Below are 17,983 nucleotides of genomic sequence, written 5' to 3' on the forward strand. Positions count from 1 at the left end.
GGTGCTTCGGTCAATTCCGGAGCGTTCCACATCGCCCTCCCTCAGCCATGGCATCTCACTCCAATTCCTCGCCCCTTTTGCCGTCAAGCTCTTACGGAATTGGACCGGCTCCACGCACCCGAATTGGTCTGGCCGCCCTCGTGTCGCCTCTGATTCGCTGTCCATCGGTACCTCCCCGGCACCGCCGCCGAACCCAATTCGGCGGAGCCGGCGGGAAATTGTGAACAGTGCGATAACCGAGGGGAATCACACGATGGGGCGCAGCGCACCGATCCACGTACGCGTCACGGCGTCCGGGCTGCCGGCGCACGACCCGCTCGACCTCTACGAAGAGCTGCGCCGCACCCATCCGGCCGACGACGTCTTCCTCCTCGAGAACGCCTCCGGCACCGGACGGGACCCCGACCGGGCGGTCGTCGGCTGCGGGCGCCTGGTGGACATCCGGGTCATCCGCGGAGGCACGCGCGAGGTGACCGTCCGCCTCACGGGCGAGCCGACGCTCGGCCGAGCGCTGCTGGAACACGCCGAGGACCTCGGACTGCGCCGGGCGGCCACCCCCGCGGCGGCCGGGAGCCGAGGGCTCCTCGCCGAGCTGAGCGCCGAGCGGCCGGAGCAGCTGTGGGCGCTCCTGGAAGCAGCCCGGAGCGAACTGTTCGAGGTGCGGACGGACCTGTCCCCCCAGAGCTGGTCCTTCGGGTTCCTGACCAGCCTGGCCTACGAGTCGACCTGGTACATGGAGGACCTGGGCGAGCGGACCAAGCCGCCGCGGGGCCCGGACATCACGCTCACCGTCTTCCGGCACACCGTGTGGTACGACCGCACCGACGGCACGGTCAGCGAACTACGCGCCGACAGTGCGGAGTTCGTCGCACGGCACGATCCCGGACTGCTGGAGATCGCCCGGCGGGCGGCCGGGCGGGAGGGCGTGGCACCCGTGCCCGAGGCGCCCCGGCCGCGGTCGGTGCACGACAGCGTGGACCGGGCGACGTTCCTGCGCTGGGCGGACCGCTGCCTGGAGCACATCCGGGTCGGGGACATCTACCAGATCCAGATCGGTCACCGCGTCGACGTCCGCACCGAGCTGGCGCCCGAGGCCGTGTACCGGCGGCTGCGGGCCCGCAACCCCTCGCCGTACATGTACCTGGCGCCGCGCGGCGACACCTTGCTGATCGGAGCGAGCCCCGAGCTGTTCTTCCGCATCGAGGACGGCGAGATCACCATGCGCCCCATCGCGGGCACCGCCCCGCGCGGCGCGGACGACGAGGAGAACCAGCAGCGCGTCAAGCAGATGCGGGAGAGCACCAAGGAACAGGCCGAGCACATCATGCTGGTGGACCTGTGCCGCAACGACATCGGCCGGGTCTGCCGGCCCGGCACACTGCCGGTGGACCGGCTGATGGACGTGGAGACCTACTCCCACGTCTTCCACCTCGTGTCCACGGTCAAGGGCCGCCTCGCCGACGGCGTCAGCGCGTGGGAGGCGGTCCGGGCGACCTTCCCCGCGGGCACGATGACCGGCGCGCCGAAGATCCGCGCCATGGAGATCATCGACGAACTGGAGAGCGAGCCCCGGGGCGGCTACGCGGGCGCGGTCGGCCTGCTGGACGTGCGCGGCTGGAGCGAACTGGCCCTGTGCATCCGCACGATCGAGTACGACGGCGCCACGTACTCCACACAGAGTTCCGCCGGTCTCGTGGCCCAGTCCGAGCCCGAGGCCGAGTGGCGGGAGACGCTGGCGAAGATGGGGGCCGCCCACTGGGCGCTCACCGGAGAGGAGTTGCTGCCGTGAAGGTGCTGCTGATCGACGCGTACGACAGCTTCGTGCACATCATCGACCAGTATCTGGGCACGTTGGGCGCCCGGACGGAGGTCGTACGGTCGCGGACGCGTACCCCGGAGGAGCTGGCCGCCCTGGCCCCCGACGCGGTGGTCCTCGGGCCCGGCCCCGGCCACCCGGCCGACTCGGGCCACGTCGAACTCGTCCACCGGTTCGCCGGAAGCGTTCCCCTGCTGGGCGTCTGCCTGGGGCACCAGGCGATCGCTCTGGCGTACGGAGGACGGATCGAGGTGGCGCAGCAGGTGATGCACGGCCGGACCAGCGTCGTACGGCATGACGGCGCCGGCCTCTTCGAGGGACTCGGCAACACGCTGGAGGCCACGCGCTACCACTCGCTCGTCGTCGCCGAGCCACTGCCCGAGCCGCTGCTGACGACCGCGGTCTGTGTCGACCACGGCTACGTCATGGGCCTGCGCCACTGCTCGCTCCCCGTGGCCGGCGTGCAGTTCCATCCCGAGAGCATCATGACCACGGGTGGCCTGCGCATCCTCGAGAACTTCCTCGACATGACCAAGGCGCCTGTCGCCGTGGGGTGAGCAGGGTGCCTGTGGCCGTGGAGCAGGGCACCGGTTGCCGCGGGCTGAGCGGGGTGTCGGTCGCTGTGGGCTGACTCCACGCCGGTCACGACCGGCTGCCCCCGTGCCGGTCACCGTCGGCCGGCACCACCCGCGCAGATCACCCCCGGCCGGCCACGGCGCCGAGTTCCTGGAACGCCTCGCTCACCCCGGACAGCGGCAGATGGGCGTGCCCGACGACCAGTGCGGGCGTCTCCCGGCGGGGAACGGCGCCGAAGGCCGCGCCGCCGCGCACCAGGACACCGCGGCGCAGCGCACCGGCCACCAGCGCCGCCTCGTCGGTGTGCGCCGGGAGACGGACGTAGGCGTGCAGGCCCGCGGCGGGCCCGAGCACCGTCGCGCCGGGCAACCGGGCGCGCACCGCCTGATCGAGAGCCTCGCGCCGGGCGGCGCACCGCTCGGTGAGCCTGCGCAGGTGCCGGTCGAACAGTCCCCCGCGCAGCAGGTCCGCAAGGGCGAGCTGGGTGAACGACTCGGTGCCGAGGTCGTGCCGGCCACGGACGTGCAGCAGCCGGTGCAGCAGTTCCTCGGGAGCGGTGAGCCAGCCGAGCCGAAGGCCGGGGTCGAGGAGCTTGCTGGCGGTGCCGGCGTAGATCACCCGTTCCGGCTCCAGTCGTTGCAGGGCCAGGGGCCGGGGGTGCTGGTCGTCGTACCAGAGCCCGCCATCGTAGTCGTCCTCGATCACCCAGCCGTCGACGGCCCGCGCCCACCGCACGAGCGCTTCGCGGCGGCGGTCGGAGAGCACGGCTCCGGTCGGGAACTGGTGGGCCGGGGTGACGAGGACGGCGCGTGCCCGGGTCGCCGCGAGCGCGTCGACGTCTATGCCCTCGTCGTCCACCGGCACCGGCACCCCGCGCATGCCGCTGTCCTGGACGAAGCGGCGTTGTCCCGGGTGGCAGGGGTCCTCCACCGCCAGCTCCGTGATGCCCGTCGCGGGCAGCGCGGCGCACAGCAGGGCCAGCGTCTGCGCGAATCCGCCCACCACCAGCACGGTGCTCGGCGTCGCCCGCACCCCGCGGAGCCGCCCGAGGTGGCGGGCGAGTTCGACGCGCAGCTCAGGCTCACCCGCGAGCGACGGATAGGAGGTGCCGCGCGACTTCGGGGAGAGCAGGACGCGCTGATACGCCGTCAGCCACTCCTTGTGCGGCACGCCGGGGGCGTTGTGGCCGCCCGGACGCAGGTCCCAGCGCACCGCGGGCACCGGGCCCTCGTCCAGCAGCGCCGGTACCACCGCGTCACGGGACAGATGGCCCGTCACCCGGGTGCCCGCTCCCCGCGCCGCCTCCAGATACCCCTCCGCGGCGAGTTGCGCGTACGCCTCGACGACCACGCTGCGGGAGATGCGGAGGTCCTCGGCGAGCCGCCGGGTGGCCGGCAGCCGGGTGCCGGGGTGCAGGGTTCCTTGCTGGATTTCCTTTTTGATGAACTTCTGTATCTGAGAGGTGAGGGATTCATCGGAATCCCGGGAGATGTTCACCGCCAAATGCAGGGGCATTCATCCTCCTTCCCAACGCGTTTGCCGCTCCTCTCGTGGTCCGGCTCTTGGACCGTTGTTACGCCGGGGAATTGGTCTGGCCGACCCGGCTCGGCACGCACACACTGGGCGGCGACATTCATCCGGTGCCGACGAGGAGAATTCCCGTGACCGCACGGCCGAAGGTTCGAGACTGGCCCGCCCTGCTCGAGACGCTGCTGGAGGGCGGCGGCCTGACGTCCGACGACACCGACTGGGCCATGGAACAGATCATGGCGGGGGAGGTCGGCGCCGCCGCGCTGTCCGGCCTGCTGATCGCGCTGCGGGCCAAGGGTGAGACCGTCGACGAGGTCGAGGGGCTGACCCGAGCCATGCTCCGGCACGCGCTGCCCCTGCGGGTGCCGGGCCGGACCCTGGACATCGTGGGCACCGGCGGCGACGGATCGCACAGCGTCAACATCTCCACCATGTCGGTGATCGTCGCGGCCGGCGCCGGGGCACGCGTGGTCAAGCACGGCAATCGCTCGGCGTCGTCGAAGTGCGGCTCCGCGGACGTGCTGGAGGAGCTGGGCGTGGTGCTCGACCTGCCGGCGCACGAGGTGGAGGAGGTCGCCGAGGAAGCCGGCATCACCTTCTGCTTCGCTCCCGTCTTCCACCCGGCACTGCGGCACGCCGCCGCGACACGCCGGGAGTTGGGAGTGCGCACGGTGTTCAACCTCCTCGGCCCGCTGTGCAACCCCGCCGCCCCCGCGGCGCAGGCCGTCGGGGTGGCCGCCGCCGACGCCCTGCCGCTGGTGGCCGGAGTGCTGGCTCGGCGCGGCGTGTCGGCCCTGGTCTTCCGCGGTGACGACGGGATGGACGAGCTGACGGTGACGACGACGTCCCGGGTGTGGACCGTGCACGGCGGACAGGCGAGGGAAGAGCTGTTCGACCCCCGTGCCCTCGGGTTCCCTCCGGCGCGCCCCGAGGACCTGCGCGGCGGCGACCGCGCTCACAACGCCCGTATCGCCCGCGACGTCCTCGACGGAGCGCGGGGACCGGTCCGTGACGCGGTTCTCCTGTCGGCAGCGGCCGGCCTGGCCGCCCTGCACCCCTCGCCGGCGCCCCTGACCGACCGCCTCGCCGACGGAGTACGCCAGGCCTCCGAGTCCATCGACTCCGGCGCGGCCGCCGCCGTACTCGAACGCTGGGCGGCCATCACCGGCAAGCGGGCCGGGGCGCGATGAGTCGGGTCGGCCGGGATGCGGCGGGACGTGGCTGCACCGCCCGGTGGCCGGGCGCGTGGCGGGGCCCGGTGAATCGTGTCGCCCGGGACACGGCGGAGTCAGGACCGGCCGCCGGGTGTTCGTGAGCCTGGTGAGGCACGCTGAGCCGGGCCGGCCTGGACCCGGCGGGACGTGAGGCCACCACCCGGTGTCCGGGAGCCATGTGGGGCTCCCGGACACCGGGGTTTCGGCACGGCTTCTCATGCGGGGGTAGGAGCCGTGCCGGGTGGTTCCGGCGCGCTGGGCATCGGGGCGCGCCGGCCGGCGTCGACCAGTGCGGCGACCGCCGCGCCCGGATCGTCGCCGGTGACCAGTGAGGTGCCGACCAGGATCGCGTCGGCACCGAGGGCGGCGTAGCGTGCCGCGTCCCGCGGGCCGCGCACCCCGGACTCGGCGATCCGTACGACACCGTCCGGAAGCCGGGGTGCGATCCGCCCGAAGACGTCCGGATCGATGCGCAGGGTGCGCAGATCCCGGGAGTTGACGCCGATCACGCCCGCCCCGGCGGCGACGGCCCGCTCCGCCTCCGACTCGTCGTGGACCTCCACCAGCGCGGTGAGCCCGGCCTCCCGCGCCACGGCCAGCAGATCGGCCAGCTGCGGATCGTCGAGAGCGGCCACGATGAGCAGTACCAGGTCCGCCCCGTGGGCCCGTGCCTCCCACACCTGGTAGGCATCGACGACGAAGTCCTTGCGCAGCACGGGCAGTCGCACCGCGGACCGCACACGTTCCAGGTCACCCAGCGAGCCGGCGAACCGACGGCCCTCCGTCAGCACACTGATCGCCGCGGCGCCCCCGCCCTCGTACGCGGCGGCCAGAGCCCCGGGGTCGTCGATCGTGGCGAGCCGGCCACGCGCCGGGCTGGACCGCTTGACCTCCGCGATCACCCGCAGCCCGGCGGGGGAGCGCAGCAGCGCCGCGGCGTCGAGGGCGGGCCCGGCGGCCAGGGCCCGCTCCCGCACCTCGGCCGGGGAGACCGCCCTGAGCCGCTCGGCGAGGTCCTCGCGCACGCCCTCCAGGATCTCGTCGAGCACCGTCATCGCACACCTCGCCGCTGTCGCGCCGGCTCGACCGACAGGGCGTGCCGGAACACGTTGCGCGGGTCCCAGCGCCGCTTCACCTCGCGCAGCCTGGCGTGGTTGGAGCCGAAGTACAGCTCCTGCCAGGAGACTCCCGACCGGTTGCGCCGGGGGTCCTTGAGGTCGGTGTCGGCGTAGTTGACATAGGCGCCCGCCGTGCTGCGGCCGGGGGCCGGGGCACCGCCGGTGCCGGCGTAGACGTCTTCGTACAGCTCGCGCAGGAAGCCCACGTGGCGGTCGTCGTCTGCCGCGGCGGCCCACTCGCTGACGTACATCAGCATCAGCGCGCTGTCCCGGTGGGCCAGCGCCGTCTCGTGCGGGGCGACGGCGTTGACCCGTCCGCCGTACGGGGCGATCAGTAGTCCGCTGCCGGTGTGGTCGTAGTCGGAACGGGTCAGGTGCCGGTGCAGGGCCGTGGCCTGCGCGTCGTCGAAGGTCGTGCGGTGGTAGGCGGACTTGCCCTTGATGCGCTTGCCGGTGGGGCGGTCCGCGAAGCCGGACCACTGCGTCGACATCAGCCACGGCAGCCGGTGCCGCTCGACGGTCCGCGCCCGGGCGCCGACACCGCGGCCGACGGCGGCGAGGAAGGCGTCCAGCCGCCGCTCCGGGTCGCCGGCGAGGGCGGAGAGCTGGACGTTGAGCGCCACTGCCCCGCCGGAGCGGTGGAAGACGGCCAGATGGCTGTAGAGGTCGGCCTCCGGATCGCCCGGGGTGTTGTGGGCGACGTGCCAGGCGCCGTAGTTCTGCAGCAGCCGGACGAAGGACTCCTGGTCCAGGTCCTGCCACGGCCACACCACCGTGCCCACGAGCAGCTCGGACGGCGGAGCGGGCAGGGCCCGCTGCGGTACGGCGCCCTCCGCGCCGGGACTGCGGAAGAAGTAACGCGTGACCACTCCGAAGGTGCCGCCGCCCCCGCCGGTGTGCGCCCACCACAGCTCGCGAAGCGCGCCCCTGTCGTCCCGGGAGGCCACGACGGCGTGTGCGGTGCCGGAGGAGTCGACGACAACCACCTCCACGGCGTACAGATGGTCCACGGTGAGTCCGAGAGTCCGGTTCAGCGGACCGTAGCCGCCTCCGCTGACGTGGCCACCCACCCCGACGGTGGGGCACGCGCCGCCTGGCAGGGCCACGCCCCACCGCTTGAACAACTGCTCGTTGACCTCGCCGAGCCGTGCGCCCGCGCCCACGGCGACGGCCCGGCGCCGGGCGTCGTAGTGGATGGTGTTCATGGCCGACAGGTCGATCACCGCGCGGACGTCGCCGTTGCCGACGAAGTCCTCGAAGCAGTGCCCGCCGCCCCTGACCGCGACCCGCTTGCCGGCGTCGAGCGCCTGCTGCACCACGGCGACCACCTGGTCCGTGGAGCGGGGCAGCGCGATCCAGTCCGGGGTGCCGACCCAGCGCTGGTTGACGCCCCGGGCCAGGTCGGCGTACTGGGCGTTGCCGGGCCGCACGGTGGTGGCGGCCTCCACGGAGGCCGCCACCACCCGGGCCGCGGCCGGGGCCGCGACGGCACCGGTGGTCGCCGTGGCCGCGCCGATCAGTGCCGTCGCTCCGACGAAGCCACGGCGGGTGAGAGTGCTCACTGGTGTTCTCCCTGAGTACTGGTGGGGACCGCCGCCTGGCCGGTCAGGGCCCGCAGGAAGACCTCCGGGTCCTCCTGGGGGCCCTCGACCACGTGACCGCCTGCGAACTCGAAGCGGGGGACGACGGTGATGCCCCGGGCCCGCGCCTCGCGGACCTCCGCGCGCACCTCGGCCACCGCCTCGTCGGAGGCCAGCAGCCGGGCGGCCCGGCCTCGGTCCAGGCCGGCCTCTTCGACGCGCGAGAGCAGCACGTCGTGGTCGGAGATGTCGGCGCTCTGCGTGAAGTACGCCGCGAACAGCAACTCCTCGAGCCGGCTCTGCACCGGCCGCCCGTGGCTACGGCCCGCCCACCACAGCAGTCGATGTGCGTCCAGGGTGTTGACCGCGAAGCCCGTGGCGTTGCGGAAGGCGATGCCGTGGCGGGGGCCGGCCGCGGTGACCTCCTTGTCCATCTCCGCGGCACGCTCGGCGCCGTACTTTCCCGCCAGCCACTCGAGCATCGGGACGGGCCGGGCGGGCTGCTCCCCGTCGATCTGGTACGGGTGCAGCACCACCTGTGCGTCACTGCGCCCGGACGCCGACAGCGTCAGTTCGAAGGTCCGCTTGGTGATGTAGCACCAGGGGCAGGAGACGTCGGACCAGATGTCGATCCTCATCGCGGGCCTCCCGCACGGGTCGGGACGGCCAGCGAGGCGCGTGTGTTGACCGTCTCGGGGTCGAAGCCGCCCAGCCGGGCGAACTCAGCGGAGATGGACTGGAGTTCGTCTCCGGGGAAGACCTCGGCCACGTCCGTGAACCCACCGGGCGCCCGCTCGTGGGCCAGGTCGATGACCACCTCGGGGCCGCGGCGCCGGGCGCTGGCCTGGATCCGCGTCAGCACCGGGAGGCGCTCGGCCTCGTAGGCGGCCAGGGCGGCGGCGGGGGAGTCCCGCAGCGCCAGTTCACGGGCCAGCACCCGGGCGTCGACGATCGACTGGGTGGCACCGTTGGACCCCATCGGGTACATGGCGTGGGCGGCGTCACCGAGCAGGGTGACCGCCCCGTGCGTCCACCGGGGCAGGGGGTCCCGGTCCACCATGGGGTAGACGTAGGCCTCCCGGGCCGTGCGGATCAGCGCGGGCACGTCGAGCCAGTCGAAGGCCAGGTCGGCGAAGTGGTGCAGGAACGTTTCGGGCGCTACGGCGCGGTTCCAGTCGGCGTCCTCGAAGACGGCCTCCGGGTCGGCCGCACGGGCGACGGCCCAGTTCATCAGCACCGCACCGTCCGGCCCGTCGGGGGCGGACATCGGGTAGACGACGGCACGCCGCCGGTCGTCCCCGGCGATGATCATCGACCGGCCGTCCAGGAACGGCGGGGCGAAGGTGGTGCCACGCCAGACCACGAGCCCGTTCCAGGGCGGCGGCCCCTCCTTGGGGTAAAGACAGGCGCGGACCTTCGAGTGGATGCCGTCCGCTCCGATCAGCGCGCCCGCCGTCGTCTCGGAGCGCCGACCGGCGGCCGGGTGGTGCACCCGCACGTCGACCCCGCCGTCCTCGCGCGGGGCGAACCCCTCGACCCTGGCGTCGGTCACGATGGCGTCGGGTCCCAGCCGGCGGCGCACCGCGTCCGCCAGCACGGTCTGGAGCCGGCCGCGGTGGACGGACAGCTGCGGCCAGCGGTAACCGGCCGCCACACCGCGCGGCTCCCGCCAGATGAGCTGTCCGTGACGGCTGTAGTAGCCGAGGCTCCCGGTCGGGAGCGCGACCTCCAGCAGCTCGTCCAGCAGGTCGAGTTCGGCGAGTTCCCGGACCGCGTTGGGCAGGATGTTCAGCCCCACCCCGAGCGGCTTCATCACCGCCACCGACTCCAGGACGCGTACGTCGCCCACGCCCGCAGCGTGCAGGCTCAGTGCCGTGGTCAGGCCGCCGATGCCGGCGCCCGCGATCAGGATGCTCACGCCGGCCTCCGCTCGGCACGCGCGGCGGCGGACGGAGCCGGGCGCCGGGTCAGCTGGGCGGTGGCCCGCGTGAGGTCGACGATCTGCCGCAGCAGATCCACGCTGGCACCACCGCTGCCCACCGGGTAGAGGCGCAGATCGGCGTCGTAGGCCTTGCGGGCGATGCCCAGGTGGCGACCGCGGAAGACGATGATCACCCGCAGCAGTCGGGCGAGCGCCTCGGCGGACGGCCGCAGGCCCGGCATACGGCGCTCGGCGCCGTCCGGGTCGTCGCCGTACGCCTCCACCAGCCGGGTCACCACCGACGGGATGCCCGTCCAGTTGTCGTACAGCTCACGCCAGCGCGGCAGGCTGTAGGGCACCGAGTCGCGCAGGAACTCCTCATATTCGGGCTCGCTGTTGTCCGCGGCCCAGATCGCCTGGTCGATCAGCCACAGCGGAACCTGCGCGGCGGCCGGACCGAGCAGCACACGGCCCCCGACGGTGATCTCCTCGAAGTAGGCCCGCAGGTCCCGGGCGAAGAACTCCGGGCTGACGTTGGCCACGACCATGTCGATCGACGAGACCATCGTCTCCACGTGGGCGGTCAACTCGTCGGTGAGCACGGCGAACTTGGGATCGGCGACGTCGGAGTCGCTGAGTCGCTCGGCCAGTTCCAGACCCTCGCGCAGGTGCGGGAAGACCATCCGCACGGACTCCTGCAGATAGGCCTCCTGGATGTCTCCCGTGTACATCCGCTGGCGGCCGCCGGTCGGGTTCCAGGTGGTGTAGTGGTGCACGGTGTCACGGGGCACCATGTCGGTGCGCCGTCCCAGTTCCAGCAGGACGGGCAGCACCTCCGGGACCAGGGGCACCGGCTCCGGGCCGTGCCGCTTGATCGAGCCGAGGAACATGCCGAGGTCGCGCATCGCGGCCACACAGGCCTCCACGGAGTACCCGGCGACCTCGTCGAGTGAGGGCACCAGGCCGCGCACCGCCGTCACGAGGGCGGGAACGTCGGCGTGCTCGTTGTGGCGGCGCATGCCCAAGCAGAGTGCGTCGGCGGCGAGCGGGTCCAGTTCCCGGATCACCGCCGTGCGTATGGAACTGCCGAGTTCGATTTCAAGCGTGCGGGTCAACGTGTCTCCAAACAGAATCGTCACTTACGGACATCGGCGGCCGGCCGTCCCGGGCCTGCCAGGGCACACCGCGTCCCCGCACGCGCGCGGCGGCGACGACGGTGTGGCGGTGGCCGAAGGAACGGAAGGTGGCCGGCAAATGAACAGGTGGCGCGGAGTGCTGAGGGCCGGATCAGTCCCCGTGCGGCGACGGTGCGGCGCCGGCCAGGGGATAGGAGCGCAGGTGCCACTCGTGAGGCGGCGGAGCTCCGAGTCCGTCCGGGAACGTCTCCGGCACGTCATGGGACGGCCGGGTGGCGGAGCCGGCCCACCGGCCGAGGACCACATGAACGTTCGTTCCGGACATGCCCTGCCCGTTGACCGCCGCGATCGCGGGCCGGCCGGGGACGGAGGGCAGAGGCTGCGGGGACGTCGGCACCACCAGGGGCAGCCGGTCCCAGTCGACCAGCGGTGAGGGTGCGCGGAAGTGCAGGCTGGGCGGCACCTGTCCGTACTCCAGGCACAGCACCGCCTTGATGAGCCCCGCGACGCCGGCGGCTGCCTCGCAGTGCCCGACGTTGGTCTTCACGGAGCCGACCCGACACGGTCGGCCGGGCGGGCGTCCCTCGGCCAGCACCTCGGTGAGGGCACCGAGTTCCACCGCGTCGATACGGGTGCCGGTGCCGTGCGCCTCGACGTACCCGACGTCGCCCGGCGCGATCCCGGCGTCCTGATAGGCCCAGCGCATCGCCAGGGCCTGGCCGTCGGCGGAGGGGTCTGTGACGCGCTTCTTGGTCGCGCCGTCGTGGCTCATGGCGCTGCCCAGGATCACCGCGCGGATCGGGTCGCCGTCGGCGACGGCGCGGTCGAGCGCCTTGAGGACGACGACACCGACGCCGTCGGACCGGACGAAACCGTCCGCGTCGGCGTCCCCGAAGCGGCAGCGCCCTTCGCCGGAGAGCACACCGGCGCCGTCGAACACGTCGGTGGCCGTGGTCCCGAGCAGCAGGTTCGCGCCGCCGGCCAGGGCGAGTTCCGACTCGCCCGCCCGCAGACTCAGACAGGCCAGGTGGACCGCGGCCAGCGACGAGGCCTGCGCGCAGTCCAGGGTGACGCTGGGCCCGTGCAGGCCGAGGTGGAAGGAGAGCCGGCCGGCGAGCAGCGAGCGCTGGTGGCCTCCGACCAGACAGTCCAGGTCGAGCGCGCCGGCCCGGGCCTCGCGCAGCCGCTCCCAGTGGTCGGCGTGGGACTGGCCGACGAAGATGGCGCTGCGGCTGCCCCTGAGCCGCCGCGGGTCGGCTCCCGCGTCCTCGAGCGCTTCCCACGCCGTGAGCAGCAGCAGACGCTGCTGGGGATCCATCACGGCGGCCTCGTCGTCCAGGATGCCGAAGAACCCGGCGTCGAACTCCTCGACCCCGTCCAGGAACCCACCGCGCCTTCCCCCGGCCGGCACCACCGTCCCGGCCGGGAACCGGTCCTCAGGAGCGGAACGGGTCGCGTCCCGGCCCGAGCGGAGCAGTTCCCAGAGCTGCCCGGGGCCGTGCGCCCCCGGCAGGCGGCACCCGACACCGATCACGGCGACGGGGGCCGGCGTGCGCCCCTCAACGATCCGACTGCTGTGGCGTGACATTTCTCTTCCCCCCCGTACGTTGTCCGACCGACGTGCCGTCTGCCGGGGCGCGGCCCGCTCGGGCGCGCGCCCCGGTCACGGCCGTGGGTCACCCGGCGGACCGGGCCCAGTGTTCCCAGGGCTGTGCCTTGACCCACTCGATCACCGGCGTGAGCCGCACACCCAGCGCGGCCTCCACGGCAGCGGGCGACGGAGCGAGCAGGTCGCCCGCCCGGCCCGTACCGGCGTAGTGGTAGATCCCCGCGACCCCCGCCGCGGCCTCGGGGCCGAGCAACTGGGCGAGCCCCTGCTCGAACTGTGTGACCTCCAGCGGGACATACCGGATCTCACGGCCCAGGGCCTGCCCGAACGCGGCCGCCAGCTCCGGACCGGTGAGCACGTCGGCGCCGCCGACGTGCAGCACCTGCCCGGCCGGCACGTCGTCGTCCAGGGCCCGGGCCACCACACGCGCGAGGTCGTCGTGCGACATCCACGCCACGCGCTGCTCGGCGGGCAGCGGGTAGGCGAGGACACCGTCGTTGACGATCGCGGGTCCGTTCCAGGGGCTGAAGAGGTTCTCCAGGTAGACCGGCGGCCTGACCACGACCACGGGCACCTCACCGGCCCGCAGCACCTCCTCCGCCAGGCGGCGCGTCTCGAAACCGGCGTACGGCGTGGTCTCGTCGGGCACCGGGGTGTTGACGTTGTAGACCAGCCGTCGCACCCCGGCCTCGCGGGCCGCCTCGGCGATGTTGCGGGCGTAGCCGGCCACCGTCTCGGGGTCGTACTCCAGAGGCATCACGACGACCGCGTGCGTGACGCCCCGGAAGGCGGCGCGCAGGTCCTCGATGCTGCCCAGGTCGCCGCGCACCGGCGTGACCCCGGCGGCCGAGGCCGCCGCGGCCTTCGCCTCGTCCCGGACGAGGCCGCGGACCTCGTGCCCCTGGTCGGCCAGCAGCCGGGCCACCGCACCGCCCTGGAAACCATTGGCTCCGGTTACGAGGACGCGCTTGCGGTGCTCTTGTGTCATGTCGTGCCTTTCCTCGTGGTGTTCGTTTCAGTGGGCGCACGGTCCCCGGACCGGGCGGGCCGGGCGGGCGCGATCAGGGCACGGCGCGCCGGTGCTCGGCGGCGGTGCTCGCCTCCGGCGGTGCCGGGGCGTCCGGTGCGGGCAGCCGCAGCCGGAGGGTGAGCAGCAGCGCGACCAGGGCCGGCACGGCCCCGACCAGGAAGGCCGTGCTGAAGCCGTCGGTGAGCGCCACGTCGTGCGGCGCGGAGGAGGCGTCGGTGCGTGCGGCGGCCACACCGGACAGGACGGCGAGACCGAGCACGGAGCCGAACTGCAGGCTGGTGTTGACCAGCCCGGAGGCGAGGCCGGCCTCCTCCTCGCGGGTGTCGAGAGTGGCCGCGACGTTCGCTGTGATGGAGACCAGCGGCAGCGCGACGCCCAGCACGAGGCTCGGCGGCAGGACGTCCGCCACGAAGGAGCCGTCGGCCGACAGCAGCGACTGCCAGGCCATGCCGACGGCCACCAGCAAGAACCCGGCGCCCATCACCGCGCGCAGGCCGAACCGGCCGATCAGCCGGTCCGCGGTGGAGGCGACCGTGATGACGACCAGACACAGCGGCAGCAGGGCGAGGCCGCCGAGCACCGGTTCGTACCCGAGCACCGCCTGCAGGTACAGGCTCACCAGGAAGAACATCGGGAACAGCGACATCTGCCACAGCGCGGCCAGGATGTTGGCCAGCCGCAGCGTCGGCCTGCCCAGCACGGCGAGCGGGACCAGCGGGTGCGCCACCCTGCGTTCGACCAGGACGAACGCGGCAAGCAGAACGACGGCGGCGGCCCCGGTGGCCAGCGTCGGCGTGGAACTCCAGCCGGCCTCGCCCGCGTTGACCACGGCGTAGGCCAGCAGCCCCAGACCGGCGGTGACCGCCACCGCGCCGGGCACGTCGAAGCCGCGCTCGCGCCCGCCGGACTTACCGGGCGGCAGCAGCCGCGGCACGGGCAGGACCAGGGCGATGCCGGCCACCACGTTCAGCGCGAAGGTCGACTCCCAGCCCAGCCAACTGGTGAGCACGCCGCCGAGCACGGTGCCCGCGGCGCCACCGGCACCGGCCATCGCGGCGAACACGCCCAGTGCCCGGTGCCGTTCCGGGCCGTCCTCGAACAGCGTGAGGATCAGGGCGAACGCCGCCGCCCCGGCCATGGCCGCCCCGACGCCCTGCACCGCGCGGGCGGTGATCAGCAGGGCGGCGCTGCCGGAGAGGGCACCCAGCAGCGAGGCGGCCGCGAGGACGCCCAGACCGGCCACGAACACCCTGCGCTGCCCCAGCAGATCGGCGGCGCGACCGCTGAGCAGCAGCAGCCCGCCGAAGGAGACCAGGTAGGCGTTGGCCACCCAGGACAGCGCGGCGGGCGAGATGTCCAGGCCCTCACCGATGGACGGCGCCGCCACGTTGATGATCGAGGTGTCCAGGATCAGGACGAACTGGGTGCAGGCGAGCAGGGCCAGCGCCCGCCGACGGTCAGCGCCCGCCATCGAGACCTCCCGTACCGCCCGGCAGCTCGTCCAGCTGGTACCCGTCCAGGCACGACTGGGTGAAGGCGGCCAGCAGGTCCGGGTTGCCGTCGCGCACGATGCCGGGCAGGTAGACGTGGGGAGCGCCGTGGTAGAAGCGCTCGTACTGCTCGTGCCGTGCGGCGAACTCCGAACCCAGCGCGTCCCAGGCGAGCTTGAGCAGCTTGATCCGCTGCTCCGCCGGGGTGCCGGGCGAGCGCACGTACTTGGCCACCAGCGGACCGAGTTCGGGGTGCTTCAGGTCGTAGCCGGAGGCCGGGAGCTGGATGAGACCGCCGCCCGCCAGCATCTTGATCTCGGCGAGCACCTTCGGGTAGAGGTCACCGGCCATGGCCCGGTGCGCCGAGGCGATCTCCCGGTTGATGTGCACGGCACCGCCCTCGCCGCCCACCCGCTCGTACGTCGTCTCGGCCGCCAGCACCATCGACTTGGCGATGTTGAGCCACCCGATGAGCCGGCCGATCTGCATCTGCACGGGCGGCAGATCATAGGTGTTGTTCGCCCGGGTGATCAGGATCGCGAGCCCGGTGAGGAACTCCAGCTTGGTCCAGAAACGGGTGGCCGCCTGGTGGACGAAGTTGTTGTAGGCGGGCGTGAACCACCACATCCGGAAGGTGGTGTCGGCGTCCCGGTAGGTCAGCACGCGCTCCCAGGGCACGAAGACGTCGTCGCAGACGAGCAGCGCGTCGTTCTCGTCAAAGCGGGCGGACAACGGGTTGTCGAAGACGCTGCGGGCCTGGCCTTCGTAGGAGGTCCGGGAGATGAACTTCAGCCCCGGGGTGTCGAGGGGCACGGAGAAGCACAGCGCGTACTCGACGTCCTGGCGCTGCAACGGCTCGATGGTGCCGACGATGATCTCGTCACCGAACACCGCGCCGGTGCCGATCATCTTGGCGCCGCGCACCACGATGCCGTCGTCGCGCTCCTTGACGACCCGCACGTACAGGTCGTCCTCCTCCTGCTCGCTGGCCGCCCTGGTGCGGTCGATCTGGGGGTTGGTGATGGTGAACGACTGGTAGAGGTCGCCCTCCGTCATACGCCGGTGGTACGCGGCGAGGTTGTCGCGTCCGTCGAAGGTCTCCCCGGCGAAGATCTCCGGCGTCGAGACGAAGCCCGCGATGCCCGCGGCCATGTAGTCGGGCGACCTGCCCAGGAAGCCGAAGCTGGCCTCGGACCAGGTCTTGAACGCCTTGCGCCGCTCGACCAGTTCGGCCTGCGTGCGCGGCACGTGGTAGGCGCGCAGCACCGCCCTGTCCTGCCCCTCGGGGCGCACCGTCAGCACCTCCCGCAGCTCCGCGTCCCGCGCCATGTCGTACAGGTGCGCTATCGAGCGGGCCGTGTTGCGGAAGGCGGGGTGCTCCGTGACGTCCTTGACCAGCTCACCGTCGAGCCAGACGGCACGGCCGTCGCGTAGTGATTCGAGGTATTCCTGGCCGCTGCGGGTCATGTCTCTCCTGACACAGGGTGCTGGTGATGGGCGGTGGGAAGTGGAACGGGGGCGGGCCGGCGCCGAGCGGGCCCGCTCGAGCGGTCGCCTCAGCGCTCGCGCACGGCGGTGCGCGGCCGGTGCGGCCGGATCGGGCGGCCGTAGGGCGAAGGAGCGTTGACGGACGCGACGTCGAAGCCGGCGGCGCGGGAGTACGCGCGGGCCACCTGGGCCAGCCGGTCGGTGGGGACCACGTCCTCCACCCGTCCGAAGCCCTCCGGGGCCCGCTCGTGGACCAGATCGATCACGACCTCCGGCCCCTTGGCCCGGTTGAGCAGCTGCAGCCGGTTCATCCGGGGCCGGCGGTCCCGGTCGTACGCCGCGAGTGCCGCGACCGGGTCGTCGTAGGTGGCCAGGGCATGGGCGAGGCTACGGGCGTCCAGCACCGCCTGGGTCGTCGCGTTCGAACCCATCGGGGCCATGGCGTGCGCGGCGTCCCCGAGCAGGGTCACCGCGCCGAACGACCAGCGTGGCACGGGGTCCCGGTCGAGCATGGGGAAGGACGCGACCGCTGCGGAGTCCGCCACGAGCGCGGCCATCCGCAGATCCCCGCACCGCCAGCCGGTCACCGCCGCGGGGAAGCCGTCGTCGGCGGCAGCGGGCGCGGCATCCAGGGACACGGGCTCCTCCGGTACGGTGCGGGAGACCGCCCAGTTCACCGGAACCAGGCCGTCCGCATCTGGGCGTACGGCCAGCGGGTAGACGACCGCCTTCCAGCGGCCGTCCCCCATGACGACCATCGCGCGACCGCCGCGAAAGGGCGCACTGCGCGTCACCCCCCGCCACACGGCGGTGCCGTTGAAGCGTGGCTCCCCTTCCTGCGGGTACAGGGCCTGCCGTACGGCGGACCGCAACCCGTCGGCCCCGACCAGCACGTCCGCCCGGATCCGCTCCGTCGGCCGATCGCCGGCGCGGTGAGCCACACTCACCTCGACACCCCCGCCGGGCAGGGGCGTGAAGCCGGTGACACGCGCGTCGGTGGTGATCGCCGTGTTCCCCAGGCGGGCGCGGACGCTGTCGGCCAGGGCCGTCTGCAGGGCACCGCGGTGCAGCGCCAGTTGAGGCCACCGGGAGCCGCCCGCCCGGCCGCGGGGTTCGCGCCAGATCTCCTGTCCGAGGTGGTTGTAGTAGCCGAGTTCGGTCAGATCGGCACCCAGGCCGGCGACGTTTTCGGCCAGTTCCAGGGCGGCCAGCTCGCGCACCGCGTTGGGCAGCAGATTCACCCCGGCCCCCAGGGGGCGAATCTCCGGCACCGCCTCCAGGACCCGCACGTCGCGCATTCCGACGGAATGGAGACTCAGTGCGGCGGTCAGGCCGCCGATGCCGGCACCGGCAATCAGAAACTTCATGGAACGCGTCCCCCAGAACTTCAACCCCGTAAACCGGCCAAACAGCCCGGCTTCGCCTCTCATCGTTCTGGGAGCGATGGCTACGATCAATTAATCATGAGCCGAATC

14 protein-coding genes are annotated in these 17,983 nt (G+C 72.8%); 3 read left to right on the plus strand and 11 right to left on the minus strand.

The features are described from left to right. Positions 1-253 precede the first annotated feature (253 nt). The gene (locus tag CLM62_RS19850) at positions 254-1,789 is read left to right on the plus strand and encodes an anthranilate synthase component I family protein (RefSeq protein ID WP_095751239.1); all 1,536 of its coding nucleotides are present in this window, start codon (positions 254-256) and stop codon (positions 1,787-1,789) included. Next, positions 1,786-2,373, plus strand: coding sequence for an aminodeoxychorismate/anthranilate synthase component II (locus CLM62_RS19855; RefSeq protein WP_095751240.1), 588 nt, complete (start codon positions 1,786-1,788; stop codon positions 2,371-2,373). Before CLM62_RS19850 ends, CLM62_RS19855 begins: the two co-directional genes overlap by 4 nt. A 139-nt stretch (positions 2,374-2,512) precedes the next feature. Here CLM62_RS19855 and CLM62_RS19860 read toward each other — a convergent pair whose 3' ends face one another. After that, entirely contained in the window at positions 2,513-3,907 is a 1,395-nt protein-coding gene (locus CLM62_RS19860; RefSeq protein WP_095751241.1) for a PLP-dependent aminotransferase family protein, read from the minus strand. Positions 3,908-4,053: 146 nt separating this feature from the next. Between CLM62_RS19860 and trpD the strand changes: the two genes are divergently transcribed. Continuing rightward, positions 4,054-5,112, plus strand: a complete 1,059-nt coding sequence (trpD, locus tag CLM62_RS19865) for an anthranilate phosphoribosyltransferase (RefSeq protein WP_095751242.1) — start codon at positions 4,054-4,056, stop codon at positions 5,110-5,112. A gap of 239 nt (positions 5,113-5,351) precedes the next feature. Here the strand turns inward: trpD and trpC are convergent, their stop codons facing one another. From trpC to CLM62_RS19915, 10 genes are all read right to left on the minus strand, one after another. Beyond that, positions 5,352-6,191: an indole-3-glycerol phosphate synthase TrpC gene (gene trpC / locus CLM62_RS19870; RefSeq protein ID WP_179382153.1), complete on the minus strand. Its 840-nt coding sequence runs from the start codon at positions 6,189-6,191 to the stop codon at positions 5,352-5,354. Next, positions 6,188-7,816 carry an FAD-binding oxidoreductase gene (locus tag CLM62_RS19875; protein WP_095751243.1) on the minus strand — a complete coding sequence of 543 codons (1,629 nt, stop codon included), beginning with the start codon at positions 7,814-7,816 and terminating at the stop codon, positions 6,188-6,190. The genes trpC and CLM62_RS19875 overlap by 4 nt, the downstream gene beginning before the upstream one ends. After that, positions 7,813-8,472 (minus strand): DsbA family oxidoreductase, encoded by a 660-nt coding sequence (locus tag CLM62_RS19880; protein WP_095751244.1) that lies wholly within the window; start codon positions 8,470-8,472, stop codon positions 7,813-7,815. Before CLM62_RS19880 ends, CLM62_RS19875 begins: the two co-directional genes overlap by 4 nt. Further along, the gene (locus CLM62_RS19885; RefSeq protein ID WP_095751245.1) at positions 8,469-9,752 is read right to left on the minus strand and encodes a flavin-dependent oxidoreductase; all 1,284 of its coding nucleotides are present in this window, start codon (positions 9,750-9,752) and stop codon (positions 8,469-8,471) included. The genes CLM62_RS19880 and CLM62_RS19885 overlap by 4 nt, the downstream gene beginning before the upstream one ends. Continuing rightward, a complete protein-coding gene (locus tag CLM62_RS19890; protein ID WP_257003939.1) occupies positions 9,749-10,870 on the minus strand; it encodes a monodechloroaminopyrrolnitrin synthase PrnB family protein in 1,122 nt (373 codons plus the stop codon). Before CLM62_RS19890 ends, CLM62_RS19885 begins: the two co-directional genes overlap by 4 nt. Before the next feature lie 172 nt (positions 10,871-11,042). Continuing rightward, positions 11,043-12,479, minus strand: coding sequence for a polyketide synthase (locus CLM62_RS19895; RefSeq protein WP_095751246.1), 1,437 nt, complete (start codon positions 12,477-12,479; stop codon positions 11,043-11,045). Between the two features lie 88 nt (positions 12,480-12,567). Beyond that, on the minus strand, positions 12,568-13,488 hold the full coding sequence (locus CLM62_RS19900; protein WP_095751247.1) for an SDR family oxidoreductase: 921 nt from the start codon (positions 13,486-13,488) through the stop codon (positions 12,568-12,570). 73 nt (positions 13,489-13,561) lie between these two features. After that, complete coding sequence (locus CLM62_RS19905) at positions 13,562-15,001, minus strand: MFS transporter (protein WP_095751248.1); 1,440 nt, start codon at positions 14,999-15,001, stop codon at positions 13,562-13,564. Further along, positions 14,988-16,487: a 4-hydroxyphenylacetate 3-hydroxylase family protein gene (locus CLM62_RS19910; RefSeq protein WP_095751249.1), complete on the minus strand. Its 1,500-nt coding sequence runs from the start codon at positions 16,485-16,487 to the stop codon at positions 14,988-14,990. The genes CLM62_RS19905 and CLM62_RS19910 overlap by 14 nt, the downstream gene beginning before the upstream one ends. A gap of 89 nt (positions 16,488-16,576) precedes the next feature. Beyond that, entirely contained in the window at positions 16,577-17,875 is a 1,299-nt protein-coding gene (locus tag CLM62_RS19915; RefSeq protein ID WP_095751250.1) for an FAD-dependent monooxygenase, read from the minus strand. Between the last annotated feature and the right edge of the window lie 108 nt (positions 17,876-17,983).

The organism is Streptomyces sp. SA15, from assembly GCF_002291145.1.
Lineage (GTDB): Bacteria > Actinomycetota > Actinomycetes > Streptomycetales > Streptomycetaceae > Streptomyces.

Excerpts from the sequence above, each read along its gene's own strand:
- CLM62_RS19850 (WP_095751239.1), top strand. The coding sequence starts at position 254 with ATGGGGCGCAGCGCACCGATCCACGTACGCGTCACGGCGTCCGGGCTG.
- CLM62_RS19860 (WP_095751241.1), bottom strand. The coding sequence starts at position 3,907 with ATGCCCCTGCATTTGGCGGTGAACATCTCCCGGGATTCCGATGAATCC.
- trpC (WP_179382153.1), bottom strand. The coding sequence starts at position 6,191 with ATGACGGTGCTCGACGAGATCCTGGAGGGCGTGCGCGAGGACCTCGCC.
- CLM62_RS19880 (WP_095751244.1), bottom strand. The coding sequence starts at position 8,472 with ATGAGGATCGACATCTGGTCCGACGTCTCCTGCCCCTGGTGCTACATC.
- CLM62_RS19895 (WP_095751246.1), bottom strand. The coding sequence starts at position 12,479 with ATGTCACGCCACAGCAGTCGGATCGTTGAGGGGCGCACGCCGGCCCCC.
- CLM62_RS19900 (WP_095751247.1), bottom strand. The coding sequence starts at position 13,488 with ATGACACAAGAGCACCGCAAGCGCGTCCTCGTAACCGGAGCCAATGGT.
- CLM62_RS19905 (WP_095751248.1), bottom strand. The coding sequence starts at position 15,001 with ATGGCGGGCGCTGACCGTCGGCGGGCGCTGGCCCTGCTCGCCTGCACC.
- CLM62_RS19910 (WP_095751249.1), bottom strand. The coding sequence starts at position 16,487 with ATGACCCGCAGCGGCCAGGAATACCTCGAATCACTACGCGACGGCCGT.
- CLM62_RS19915 (WP_095751250.1), bottom strand. The coding sequence starts at position 17,875 with ATGAAGTTTCTGATTGCCGGTGCCGGCATCGGCGGCCTGACCGCCGCA.